Origin of the sequence: Staphylococcus carnosus (assembly GCF_900458435.1) — a bacterium.
GTDB lineage: Bacteria > Bacillota > Bacilli > Staphylococcales > Staphylococcaceae > Staphylococcus > Staphylococcus carnosus.
On record NZ_UHCT01000001.1, the window covers coordinates 2,511,275 to 2,524,246 of the forward strand.

At 35.2% G+C, this 12,972-nt stretch carries 11 protein-coding genes; 2 read left to right on the plus strand and 9 right to left on the minus strand.

Features of this window, described 5'->3' with window-relative positions; translation table 11 throughout:
- Positions 1-56: 56 nt before the first annotated feature.
- Positions 57-782, minus strand: a complete 726-nt coding sequence (locus DYE31_RS12300) for a phosphoadenylyl-sulfate reductase (RefSeq protein ID WP_012664087.1) — start codon at positions 780-782, stop codon at positions 57-59.
- Between the two features lie 310 nt (positions 783-1,092).
- Between DYE31_RS12300 and abc-f the strand changes: the two genes are divergently transcribed.
- Complete coding sequence (gene abc-f, locus DYE31_RS12305; RefSeq protein WP_012664086.1) at positions 1,093-2,679, plus strand: ribosomal protection-like ABC-F family protein; 1,587 nt, start codon at positions 1,093-1,095, stop codon at positions 2,677-2,679.
- 116 nt (positions 2,680-2,795) lie between these two features.
- Here abc-f and DYE31_RS12310 read toward each other — a convergent pair whose 3' ends face one another.
- Positions 2,796-4,694 carry a DUF5776 domain-containing protein gene (locus tag DYE31_RS12310; protein ID WP_012664085.1) on the minus strand — a complete coding sequence of 633 codons (1,899 nt, stop codon included), beginning with the start codon at positions 4,692-4,694 and terminating at the stop codon, positions 2,796-2,798.
- A 286-nt stretch (positions 4,695-4,980) separates the two neighbouring features.
- Positions 4,981-5,496 carry a complement inhibitor SCIN family protein gene (locus DYE31_RS12315; protein WP_012664084.1) on the minus strand — a complete coding sequence of 172 codons (516 nt, stop codon included), beginning with the start codon at positions 5,494-5,496 and terminating at the stop codon, positions 4,981-4,983.
- Between the two features lie 160 nt (positions 5,497-5,656).
- On the opposite strand from DYE31_RS12315, the gene DYE31_RS12320 reads away from it, so the two are divergent.
- Complete coding sequence (locus DYE31_RS12320) at positions 5,657-6,061, plus strand: NUDIX hydrolase (protein ID WP_012664083.1); 405 nt, start codon at positions 5,657-5,659, stop codon at positions 6,059-6,061.
- 39 nt (positions 6,062-6,100) lie between these two features.
- On the opposite strand, the gene DYE31_RS12325 is transcribed toward DYE31_RS12320, so the two are convergent.
- The 6 genes from DYE31_RS12325 to xpt all read right to left on the minus strand — a co-directional run bounded on the left by DYE31_RS12325 (position 6,101) and on the right by xpt (position 12,736).
- On the minus strand, positions 6,101-6,652 hold the full coding sequence (locus DYE31_RS12325; RefSeq protein WP_012664082.1) for a DUF4334 domain-containing protein: 552 nt from the start codon (positions 6,650-6,652) through the stop codon (positions 6,101-6,103).
- Between the two features lie 136 nt (positions 6,653-6,788).
- A complete protein-coding gene (locus DYE31_RS12330; protein ID WP_012664081.1) occupies positions 6,789-7,565 on the minus strand; it encodes a VOC family protein in 777 nt (258 codons plus the stop codon).
- Between the two features lie 264 nt (positions 7,566-7,829).
- Positions 7,830-9,371 carry a glutamine-hydrolyzing GMP synthase gene (guaA, locus tag DYE31_RS12335; RefSeq protein ID WP_012664080.1) on the minus strand — a complete coding sequence of 514 codons (1,542 nt, stop codon included), beginning with the start codon at positions 9,369-9,371 and terminating at the stop codon, positions 7,830-7,832.
- A gap of 16 nt (positions 9,372-9,387) precedes the next feature.
- Complete coding sequence (guaB, locus tag DYE31_RS12340; protein ID WP_012664079.1) at positions 9,388-10,854, minus strand: IMP dehydrogenase; 1,467 nt, start codon at positions 10,852-10,854, stop codon at positions 9,388-9,390.
- Between the two features lie 33 nt (positions 10,855-10,887).
- The gene (gene pbuX, locus DYE31_RS12345; RefSeq protein WP_012664078.1) at positions 10,888-12,156 is read right to left on the minus strand and encodes a xanthine permease PbuX; all 1,269 of its coding nucleotides are present in this window, start codon (positions 12,154-12,156) and stop codon (positions 10,888-10,890) included.
- Position 12,157: 1 nt separating this feature from the next.
- Entirely contained in the window at positions 12,158-12,736 is a 579-nt protein-coding gene (gene xpt, locus DYE31_RS12350) for a xanthine phosphoribosyltransferase (RefSeq protein ID WP_012664077.1), read from the minus strand.
- Positions 12,737-12,972 lie beyond the last annotated feature (236 nt).

Sequence of the window (12,972 nt, forward strand, 5' to 3'; positions counted from 1 at the left end):
TAATTCCAATAGGTTTACTAAGAATTAGCACCAAAAAAATTTTGCCGTGACTTAACTTAAGACTTACGGCCTACATGCAGTCCGCATTCTGTCTTCATATTGTTCGACCATCTTCCCTCTCTCGAATCTCCTCCAGCTGCAACTGGCGAAGTACATGGAGCACATCCGATACTCGGATAATTTTGATCATGAAGTATATTGTACGGTAGTTCATTTGATTTAATGTAGTCCCAAACGTTATCCCAAGTCCAATGAATCAAAGGACAAACTTTGATGGATTGAAAACGTTCATCTTTGTTCAAGAAGTCTGTATTAGCTCGAGTAGGCGACTGCTCTCTTCTGAGTCCTGAAACCCAAGCTGTCTGGCCTGTTAATACTTCTTCCAATGGTTTCACTTTACGAATATAACAACATTGGTTCGGATCTCTGTTCCAAAGGTTGTCACCATAATGTTCTGCTTGTTCGTCTACAGTTAAGTCTGGTTTTTTTAATTCAATGTTCAATTCTGGATACTTTGCTTTAACGCGATTGATCAAATCGTAAGTTTCTTCAAAATGCAGACCTGTATCGAGAAATACAATTCTAGCATCAGGTTTCACTTGTGAAATTAAATCAATCAAGACGATGCCCTCAGCTCCGAAACTGCAAGCATATACAATTTCATCTCCGTAAGTATCGTATGCCCACTTCAAGACATGATACGCACCCTTTGTTTCATCGAAAATATTCAACGAATCAAAAGGATTTGAGGCGAAGTTTGTATAGGTGATTTTAGAATCCAAATAAATACTCTCCACTCGTATTATATAAATTCTGCCAACAACAATTCAAATAGTAGTGATGTACGAATTGTCTGAAAATAATTATGTTATGAATCATACCGCGTTCTTTTATTCATGTCAATGAATTATCGGAACATTTACAAAATTTATATATCCTTTTTTATACTTTTATTTTTCTCTTTAGAACCCTCTCAGACTCCTGGGTGTATATTACTTTAAAATTAAGCCTACGCTCTTGCTTCTTTTTCTAAAAAACCGAATAGAAAGTATAAAGTATTATGTTATGATGAATGGCGAAAGAGGTGGCACTATGGGAAGAATTGAAGTGGACCAAATTGAATACAACATCGGACCTCGCCAATTATTTAAAATACCGCATTTAAGCATACAGCCACATGTCCGTATTGGTATTGTAGGCAAGAATGGCAGCGGAAAATCAACATTGCTTAAAATTTTAAGCGGTATACTTGAACCAGATTTCGGTCATGTTAATCGCGAAGGCATCATCGCACACATCCCGCAATTTTCTCAATGGACAAGTCACTTGAGTGGCGGTGAAATGATGCGAAAGTACATTTCAGAAGCTTTAGAGAAAAAAGCAGAATTTTTATTTGCTGATGAACCTACTACGCATTTAGATGTTGAAGGTATAAAGTTATTAGAATCTGAAATCAAAAATTTTGCAGGTGCTTGTTTGATTATTTCGCATGATAGAACTTTCTTAAAACAAACTTGCCAAACGATATGGGAAATCAGTGACCAAACTGTATCTGTATTTAATGGCGGTTATGATGCTTATGTTCAGCAGAAAGAAGATAGAGAAAAACAAGCTTGGGAAGACTACCATCAATACGAGCAGAAGAAAAAACAATTAGAACAAGCGATTAAAAATAAACAGCAGCGTGCTCAAGGTGCCACTAAAGTACCTAAAGGCATCGGTGCACATGAAGCAGCGAATTTTAAACATCACTATCAGGGAAAACAGAAAAAATTAGATCAAAATGCAAAAACAATGCAGAAACGACTAGATCAACTTGAAGTGAAGCATCGTCCTAAAAGTGCTGAATCTATACAGTTAAGTTTGCCGTTTGCAGATAAACTAAAGAACAAGCCTGTTATTCATGCAGACTATTTTTCAAAATCTATCAAAGATGAAGTACTATGGAAAGATGCTTATTTTTATATAAATGGCGGCGATAAAATCGGATTAGTTGGAGCAAATGGCTCTGGCAAATCAACGTTATTAAAGGCAATTGTAGAAGGTGAAAAAAACCTGAACTTATCATCAAGTTTGCGAATTGGATATTTGAGCCAGAAATTAAATGAATTAGATGAAGAGAAAGATATTCTGGATTTTATCAAAGATCATAGTGAACATGAAGAAACTTTGATTCGTACCGTTTTAGCACGTATGCATTTTCGTGGTGATGCTGTATATAAAAAAATAGCAGTATTAAGCGGAGGAGAAAAAGTGAAAGTTGCTTTGTGCCAATTAATTTTAAGTCCTTTCAACTTATTGATATTAGATGAGCCCACTAATTCATTAGATATTGAGTCTATCGAAGCTTTAGAACAACTTTTAAAAGATTATACAGGTACAAACATCATTGTATCTCACGACCATGAATTTTTAGCGAACGTTACTAATAAGATTTTATATTTAGCCAACCACCAATTAAAACTGTTCAATGAAGACTATGCTCATTTTGTTAAAACATTAGAGCAACCTGAATCTACTAAAGATAAAACTCAATTACGTAATCAACTGATGTTAGTGGAGAATCGTATTTCAGATATTTTAAGCCGATTAAGTATCGCCCCATCTGAAGAGCTTGATGCACAGTTCCAAGCATATTTAAAAGAGAAACGTGCGATACTAAAAGAATTAGAAGAATGAGTCAAAGAAGAACAAGGCTATACTAATAAGCTCCTTATAAAGAAAACACTTAAGAAGTGATAACTTTATAAGGAGCTTATTATTTTCATAATCGGTTGTGCTTTAAATATATTAGTCTATGTTATCGATTTTACAAAATCACGATTAGCGGTCATATAAACACCTTTATCTGTCTTCAAACGCGGCGTGCCATTAGAAGAAAATACAATTTTAACGATATTCACAATATCCCCTTCTTCAAAATTTGAACCCGCTTCATCTTTAAAATTGCGGTCGTTATAAGCTTTGCATTTTTTCAATACCTTTACACTTCGAGGCACTTTTACTAAATATTGTTCCGTCAGTCTATCATCTATAGTCGTTACAAATTTCTTATTTGCAGTAACAAATGAGCCATCTTTCAAAACCAACCGCGGTGTTCCTTTTTCTGTATACTGAATATCTTCAACAGTAAATAATTCGCCAACTTCAATTTCACGTGCAGCTTCTTTTTGAAACTCTACATCTTCATACACTTTAAATCGTTGAGCTGAGAACACCATGCCCGGGTTTTCATCATAATACTTAGTTGTATCAACAAATTTAGTTTGATTTTTTTCGTCCTTAAATCGTTTATCTTTAAATTCAACTTTAAAATGCTGACGCTTTAATGCTGGCTGTTTGCTTACACTCGGCAAATTCATATTGACGATGCACGGACGATAATGATTATAAGTAATTTGAATATTAAAGTTGAAATCCGCATCTTCCAGTTCTTTCGTTGGAATACGCAACTTTCCTCCTCTGACTTGATATCCTACATCAATTGCCGCCGCCTCGTCTTTCAGTTTCACCAACTGTACCCGACTGATTTGTGCTGCCATTTTTTTATAAAGATGAATCACTTCGTAAAACTGGCCATCCGCTTCTTCCGTTCCGCCGTAAACAGCAAAGAAATCCTCAGTCAAAGGCGCAACTTCTCTCAACTCCTCCGGTAATAAAAAGTGAACTAATCCATTTGAAACATAACGTGGTGCACGTTCACCTTTAATAAGAATTTTAATGAGTTTTACTACTCTTTCTTTATTGGACTGACTGAGTAATTGATACACTTTTTCGTATTTATCCTCAGTAAGATAATCTTTAATATTGAGATGGTGTCTATCTAATACTGTTTCCATTTCTGCAAATGCATCATAAAATAATTGCTTATCCTCACTTTTTAAAAAGCGTTTATTGATAAATAAGCGTGATAAATAATCCATCTCTATGATACGACTGATAGCATTCCGGCGTGCCGTCTCAGGGATGTCTAATTCAAACAGTTTTTTCAACACTTCTAAATTACAAGCTGTTTTTTCAAAGATATCTGTTTCGCCAATCAACGATTGATTCGCTCCATATCGATTGACATGATATACAACAGCATCATTCATACCCGCTGAATGCGCCTTTCCTATCACTTCTGTAAAGAATAATTTATCCACACCATATTTCATGTGTTCAAACTTAATGTCATTCTCTTTAATGATGGATGCTTTAATAATTTTTCCAGGCGGGCCTACTGCTCTGAAAATTTTATCAATCTCATAAGGTACAAGATCAGAGGCCGTTTCGTAAGAAGAAAAACGCGCAATTTTTCTAATTGAACGATCTTTATGTCGTAAACTTTGACCAAATAAAATATCGTTTTGTGTGTCCAATGCTTGTTGCAGTAATTTTGGAAATCCTTCTGCATCCAACCAATCATCAGCATCTAAAAAAGTGATGTATTTACTATCTAATACATCTATTCCTACATTGCGGGGAGTTGAAGGACTACCTGTATTTTCTTCTAGTTCCACTACTTTTACATAGTCATATTCATTTTCGTATGCTTTTAATTTTTCTAAAGATTGATCAGTAGAGACATCATCTACAAAAATCACTTCAATTTCAGATTTATCGATATCTAGGTTATTAATTGAATTCATAGTATCATCTAAAAATAATTCTTTATTGTAAACTGGAACGATGGTTGCTAAGTCTTTAGTCACAAAAGTTCCTCCTCATCTACACTTCTTCTAAAACATATTATTTACGTTTTACCCATTCCATTTAAATTCATGTTTACAGATGATGAAACAACCAAATTCACACTCAGTTTTCTAGATTTTTCGATGAGTTTTGTTAAAAATATATATTAAAAGCAGCCTTCCTATATGCAGCAATGTGCATGAGAAAGACTGCTTATCTTCATTCTATTAACGATGGTTTACGAATGCTTTGTATTGTTCAACATTTTTAATGCCTTGTTGTATAGTGCTAATTGCATTAACTAATTCATAGCCTGGTTGCGCTTGGTTCAATACAGCTTGTGCTTGTTCTACTTTTTTTCAATTGTGCTTCATCTTGATTCATTGAATGATGGCTTTCAGTTAACAAACCGTTTGCTTTAATAATTAAATTTTGTAGTTCTGTCTTTTTACTTTGAACATTTGAACTACCTTTTTCAGTTTGTAAGTGGATTTGGAATACTTCGTTATAGACAGTTGATAATCTGTTAATCGCTGTTACAACTTGTGAATCATTTGAAGCATCTTGTTGTTTTTTAGCAAAGTAAATCGCTTGATTTAATTTATTTTGGTAAAGCGTTGCCCCTGATTCTTTCGCCATTGCTTTATAATATGAACTTGCGTCAAGTAAGTTTTTTAAGTTTTCTTTAGCTGTTATATCGTAGTTACGGAATTCATATGCGCCATAAGAAGCAGCTTCAGCTTGATTTGAAAATACACTTGCTCCTGCTGATCCAAGTAAAGCTACTGCTAATCCTGAGAGTAAAAATTGTTTAAAATTCATAGTTGTTATCTCCTTTAATTTACATACACAAATTATAAGACAGAAATAGCTTTTATTGAATTAACTAATTATTAAATATTAATTATTTTATACGATGAACAGATGATGTACTTATATAATCAACGGGTATAGATAAAAAGCAACGAAAGGAGAAATTGTAATGCCACCAAAACATATTATCTCTGCTTCATGTGTTGTATTAAACGACGAAAATCAAATTTTATTAATTAAAAGTCCATTGCGCGGTTGGGAAATTCCTGGCGGTCAAATTGAAAACGGTGAAACTATTCGAGAAGGCGTTATCCGAGAAGTCAAAGAAGAATCAGGTGTTGACGTCGAGTTGACTGAGTTCTGCGGTGTCTTTCAAAATACAGAACATTCTATTATTAATAACCTATTTAAAGGTGAATATATTGGCGGTCAATTAACAACAAGTGACGAAAGTTTAGAAGTCGGTTTCTTCACTTATGCAGAGGCAATGGAAAAAGTAACATGGGGAAACTTTACTGAACGTATACGTTTGTGTTTTTCTGAAAAAGAGAAACCTTTCTTAATTTCGTTTTGAATATAACGCTATCCTTAAATCAGATATAACGATTTATCCTTATTTACTTTGTTCTGTTACTCTTTGCAGTACAAAAAAATAATATTTTTCTGGATGCTTATCTTTGATATCCATCACACCAAGCAGTGTATCATCATTGATTTTACGAAAAACATCTATAATTGCTTTTTGATCATAAATCATAGAAGCACTTGTTTTCCCCCGGAACTTAACTCGACGCACTCTTGCCCTGCTTTTATTTGTTTTAACAACAAACCCAAACCACTTCATAGTCATTGAAAGTATCTTTTTAGGAAGTTTTTCAATTGGCAGTTCTAGGGGTATTAAACCTGGATTGACGTAAAACAGTTTTCCTTTTTCAGTTCGAAAGACCAACGGATCAATTTGTTCCGAATTTACAAACCGTTTCCCATACCATCCTGTAACCGATAAAATACCTTCCATAGGATGACCTGTTTTTATTTCCGAACCCTTCCAAAACCCCCATAAATCATTTATATCCACTGTCGCTAAGCTATCGAATATTTCAAAGATACGCGGTTGTGTATATTTTTTATTGAGCAAATCATGAAGTAGTTTTTGATTCTCCATTGCTCTCACCCCTTTTATAATCCACTCACACTTACGATATAAAACTAAAACCTTTATCTTCACTTCAAGAATAAATCAAAATCATATGGTTATTAATCGTAATTACTACTCTTTTTTAATACCCTTCTCATTCCCTTTATTCATTAATCGTTAATTTCAACCCTTCAAGTGTAGTGTATACTTCTGATTTTTTGTTTTCGTCTATTATATTAAATGCTGTTAATCCATATGTCTGTTCAGGATTACGCAAAGGTTGGTTGGACTGCCATGTATTAATAGCTATATGATGATGATATTTTTGTTCCGAAAGAAACAAAGCTTTAGGTAATACAGAAGTTATTTGAAATCCCATTTGTTTATAGAACTGACTTGAAGCTTTTAAATCATATGCTTTCAAGTGTAAATGTCCAATTTTTGCGTTTTTAGGCATATCTGTCCATTCTGTATTTCCAGAATCTGCTAATATTCTAGATACGTCTAAAGGAAGTGTATCCATATTCACGTGTTCATTCTCCCAATGCCATAAGTCAGCTGGTCGATCTATATAGACCTCTATTCCATTTCCTTCTGGGTCGCTAAAGTAAATTGCCTCACTTACCAAGTGGTCACCTCCAGAAATAGCAATATTATGTTGAAAAAGGTGTTTAATCAGTGCCCCTAAATCTGTTACATCATCTAATAAAATCGCAATATGGAATAATCCAGCTTCTGTCATCTGTGCAAATCGTCCATTTTCAATTTTATTTAAGACTATCTCATCTTCTTCTCCAATTATTAAAGTTGTTTGAGTTGGAGCAGTCTTAAGGACTTGAAGACCTAATATATTGTGATAAAAATCAGTTTGACGGTCTATATCAGCAACATTTAATTCAATTCGGTTAACATGTTTAATTGATGATTGGTGGAAGTTCATACTCATACCTCTCTTTTTTCTAAGTATAATTATTATACCTTTATAGAAAGGAATTTGCTTAAAAAAGGACTTGAGGTTTTGGTAAATATAAAATTAGAAAAAGTTAGTGGTAATGCTAACATTTAACAGAAAAACAACGTGAAAAAGTAACGAAAAAGTTTGCGATATACATCAATTTTTAAGTAGAACGTGTTCAAAAACATAAAGAAAAGGCTAGAAAACGCATTATATCAACGTTTCTAGCCTCATATATCAGTTATATCATTATTCCCATTCTATTGTACTTGGCGGCTTAGAAGTTACATCATAAACAACGCGGTTTACATGATCAACTTCATTTACAATACGACTTGAGATTTTTTGTAAAACTTCCCAGTCGATACGCGCAAAGTCACTTGTCATTCCATCAATAGAAGTTACGGCACGGATACCAATCGTATAATCATAAGTACGATAGTCACCCATTACACCTACTGAACGCATGCCTGGTAATACTGTGAAGTATTGCCAAATTTCACGTTCTAATCCTTCTTCACGAATCACTTCGCGTAAAATCGCATCTGATTCGCGGACGATTTCTAATTTTTCTTCAGTAATTTCACCTAGTACACGGATACCAAGTCCTGGACCTGGGAATGGTTGTCTCCAAACTAAGTGTTCAGGAATACCTAATTCAATACCTAAAGCACGCACTTCATCTTTGAATAATGTATTGATAGGTTCGATTAATTCAAACTGCATGTCTTCAGGTAATCCACCAACATTGTGGTGAGATTTGATTGTTTGTGCAGTTTTTGTACCTGATTCGATAACGTCAGTGTAAAGCGTACCTTGTGCAAGGAAGTCTACACCTTCTAATTTAGATGCTTCATCATCAAATACATAAACAAATTCGTTACCAATAATTTTACGTTTTTGTTCAGGGTCAGAAACACCTTTTAATTTATCCATGAAACGGTCTTTCGCATTTACACGGATAATGTTCATGTTGAAACCTTCACCGAATTGTTCCATTACCATGTCGCCTTCGCCTTTACGAAGCAAACCATGGTCAACAAAGATACAAGTCAATTGGTCACCGATCGCTTTATGCAATAATACAGCAACTACTGATGAATCTACACCGCCGCTCATTGCACATAACACTTTGCGGTCTCCAACTTGTTCGCGAATTTTTTCGATTTCTAAATCGATGAAGTTTTCCATAGTCCATTCACCAGTACAATCACAGATACGGCGTACGAAATTACGTAAAATATCGTTACCATATTCTGTATGACGTACTTCTGGATGGAATTGAACGCCGTAAATACGACGCTCTTTATCTTCAATTGCAGCATATGGCGTACTTGGACTATCTGCAATTGATTCAAATCCTTCTGGAATTTCAATCACTTTATCAGAATGGCTCATCCATACTGTTTGTTCTTCAGGTAATCCGAAGAATAATTCATCTGCTTTAGCATGGATGATAGCTTTACCATATTCTCTTTCATTTGCACGTTCTACTTTACCGCCTAATAATTTAGTCGTTAATTGCATACCGTAGCAAATACCAAGAACAGGCACGCCTAGATTATAAATTTCAGGGTCGATTGTGTATGAGCCTTCTTCATATACTGAGTTCGGACCACCAGATAAGATGATACCTTTTGGATTCATCTTTTTAATTTCTTCAATAGAAATTTCGTGATCATGCAATTCACTGTATACGCCCATTTCACGAATACGACGTGTTATCAATTGGTTATATTGGCTACCAAAATCTAATACAAGAATCATTTCTTGTTCTTTCGCCATTTCCATAAATCATGTTCTCCTTTTATCTTGAGTAGTTTGGTGATTCTTTTGTGATTTGGATGTTATGCGGATGGCTCTCTGCTAATCCAGCTGATCCCATACGAGTAAACATTGCTTCTTCGCGTAATTCTTTCAAGTTGTGAGATCCTGTGTAACCCATTCCGCTTCTCACGCCACCCATCAATTGATAGATGTTGTCTTGTAATAAACCTTTATAAGCAATACGGCCTTCAATACCTTCTGGCACATATTTTTTAGGTACTTTATCTTCTTGGAAGTAACGGTCATTTGAACCACTTTCCATAGCGCCTAATGAACCCATTCCGCGATAAGTTTTATATTGTCTGCCTTGGAAGATTTCAGTTTCTCCTGGGCTTTCTTCAGTACCTGCAAGCAAGCTTCCTAACATAACTGCATGTCCGCCAGCTGCTAATGCTTTAACAATATCACCAGAGAATTTAATTCCGCCATCAGCAATAATTGCTTTACCTTGTTTACGTGCTTCAGTTGCACAATCATAAACTGCAGTAATTTGAGGAACACCGACACCTGCTACAATACGTGTTGTACAAATTGAACCAGGACCGATACCTACTTTAACAACATCAGCACCCGCTTCAAATAAAGCTTTAGTTGCTTCACCTGTTGCGACATTACCTGCGATAACTGTAACTTCAGGGTAAGTTGCTTTGATATGTTTAACTTGGTCAATAACACCTTGTGAATGACCATGTGCTGTATCAATAACTAATGCATCAACGCCTGCTTCAACTAATTTTTCAGCACGGATATCAGTATCTTTAGAAATACCGATAGCTGCTGCACATAATAAACGTCCTAATGAGTCTTTCGCTGCAAACGGATATTCATGTACTTTTTCAATATCTTTAATAGTGATAAGCCCTTTTAATTTACCGTTTTCAGTTAAAGGCAATTTTTCAATTTTATGTTTTTGTAAAATTGCTTCCGCTTCATCCAAAGTTGTTCCGACTGGAGCTGTGATTAAATCTTCTTTCGTCATGACATCTGAAATTTTAATTGAGAAATCTTCAATAAAACGCAAGTCACGATTTGTGAGAATACCAACTAAGTTGCGATCTTCTTTGTTATCTACGATAGGCACACCAGAAATACGGTATTTACCCATTAATGCTTCTGCTTCATAAACTTTTTCATCAGGAGTTAAGAAGAATGGATTAGAGATAACACCATTTTCTGAACGTTTTACTTTTTGTACTTCGTCCGCTTGGTCTTCGATGTTCATATTTTTATGAACAACACCTAAACCGCCTTGTCTTGCCATTGCAATTGCCATTTTTGATTCAGTAACCGTATCCATACCTGCTGAGACTACTGGAATGTTTAATTTGATTCTGTCTGATAATTCAACACTTAAATCAACTTCCTTTGGTAATACATTAGACTCCGCTGGAATTAATAGTACATCATCGAACGTCAAAGATTCTTTAGCAAATTTATTTTCCCACATTGATTACAGCCTCCATTTATTTTAATAATTACATTATTTCACATTTTCCTCATTTTGTTGATACTTTAAGCCGTTAAAAAAGAAATTAAGAATAATTGCGGAAATTGCACCTAGTACAATTCCATTTTGTGTTAACCAAGCAAACTGTTCACCCATTGCTTTAAAAGCTTCAGGGACAGCACTGATGCCTGTTCCAAGTCCCACTGACACCGCGATAATCAACAAATTATTTTGATTTTTAAAGTCGATACCGCCTAAAATACTTACACCATATGCCATTACCATACCGAACATCGCAATCATTGCGCCTCCAAGAACTGGTAATGGAATCACATTCGCTAAAGCACCTAATTTCGGAATACAACCGCAAATTAGTAGAAGTATGACCATTCCATAGATGACATTATTCTTTTTCACGCCAGATAGAGAAACCAAACCGACATTTTGCGAATAAGCAGTGTATGGAAATGCATTGAAGATAGAACCTAAAATAATCGCAAGACCTTCCGCAGTGTAACCTTTGCGATAGTCTTTACGTTCTAGTGTTCTCCCTGTAATTTTACTTAATGCTGTATAAACACCTGTTGATTCAATCAAGCTGACTAACGCAACAATGAAGAACACAAGTGTTGCATCAAGGTCAAAGCCAAAACCAGCAAAACGGAATGGTCTTGGTAGTTCAAACCAATGCGCTGTGCCTACTTGGTTTAAATCTACTATACCAAATGCCCCTGCTAAAGCTGTTCCGGCAATTAATCCAATTAAAATCGCGATAGATTTCAAAAAGCCTCGTGTAAAGCGTTGTAAGATTAAGATAATTAGCAAAGTTGCAAAACCTAAGATGATATTTTTCATATCTCCATAATCTTTAGAACCTTGACCTCCAGCAACATAGTTCATTGCGACTGGCATCAAGTTGATTCCGATAATCGTCACAACACTCCCTGTCACAACAGGAGGGAAGAATTTCACAACATAAGAGAAGACTGGAGCGATTAGTACAACAAGAATCCCGGAAATAAATAAGGACCCATAAAGCACGTCTAATCCTTTTGTCTGCCCTATTAATATCATCGGAGCGACAGCTGTAAAGGTACACCCTAAAACAATCGGCAAACCAGTACCCGTGATTTTGTTCGCTTCTAAAAACGTTGCGACACCGCACATAAATATATCGACTGTAACTAAGTATGCAATTTCTTCTGGGGTGAATTTAAGACTAGTCCCTACGATAATTGGAACAAGTATAGCACCTGCATACATTGCAAGTAAATGCTGTAGACTTAAAATGAAATTCTTCATATTATTCTTCTCCAACCAATGTCACTTTGTTACCAGAAAGAGAAGCAACTTCACATAATGAAGATACTTTTAAGCCAGCCTCTTCTAATCTTGTACGGCCTTGTTGGAAACTTTTTTCTACAACAATACCGACACCGACTGTTTCAGCTCCTGCTTGATGAACTAAACGATTCAATCCAAGTGATGCATCACCATTTGCTAAGAAGTCATCAATAATTAGCACACGATCATGCTCATCTAAAAACTCTTCAGAAATTATCACACTATTCGTTTTATCTTTTGTAAATGAATGAATATCTGTTTGATAAAAACCTTTATTTAAAGTATTCGGCTTTGCTTTTTTCGCAAAAAGGCAAGGTACTCCGAATTTATAAGCAACCATAATTGCAGGTGCGATACCTGATGCTTCAACAGTTAAGATTTTAGTAACCTTTTGGTCTTTGAACTGTTCATAAAATGTTTCCCCAATATCATACATAAGCTGTGCATCGATTTGATGATTCAAAAACCCATCAACTTTTAAAATCTTTTCTCCGATGACTACACCATCTTCTTTGACTTTCTGTCTTAACGCTTCCACGTAAAAACAACCTCCTCAATTTGTGTATAAAAAAAATCCCAAACTACTAACTTAGTTTCAGGATCTATGAGTTGCACAGGCAATACACATCATTATATTATTGCTCGGATTAAGGAGGTTATTAAGATATAACCGGCTTTTAATCTCCATATAAACCGACAGTTATCACACTGTCTTTTCATACCAGCTCTAGCCAAAAACCCCTTGCAGCTAGGTGCCAAAGCAAAAATATGAAG

Bases quoted from the DNA above. Each gene is read 5' to 3' on its own strand.
- guaA (WP_012664080.1), bottom strand. From the start codon at position 9,371: ATGGAAATGGCGAAAGAACAAGAAATGATTCTTGTATTAGATTTTGGT.
- guaB (WP_012664079.1), bottom strand. From the start codon at position 10,854: ATGTGGGAAAATAAATTTGCTAAAGAATCTTTGACGTTCGATGATGTA.
- DYE31_RS12320 (WP_012664083.1), top strand. From the start codon at position 5,657: ATGCCACCAAAACATATTATCTCTGCTTCATGTGTTGTATTAAACGAC.
- abc-f (WP_012664086.1), top strand. From the start codon at position 1,093: ATGGGAAGAATTGAAGTGGACCAAATTGAATACAACATCGGACCTCGC.
- DYE31_RS12315 (WP_012664084.1), bottom strand. From the start codon at position 5,496: ATGAATTTTAAACAATTTTTACTCTCAGGATTAGCAGTAGCTTTACTT.
- DYE31_RS12325 (WP_012664082.1), bottom strand. From the start codon at position 6,652: ATGGAGAATCAAAAACTACTTCATGATTTGCTCAATAAAAAATATACA.
- pbuX (WP_012664078.1), bottom strand. From the start codon at position 12,156: ATGAAGAATTTCATTTTAAGTCTACAGCATTTACTTGCAATGTATGCA.
- DYE31_RS12330 (WP_012664081.1), bottom strand. From the start codon at position 7,565: ATGAACTTCCACCAATCATCAATTAAACATGTTAACCGAATTGAATTA.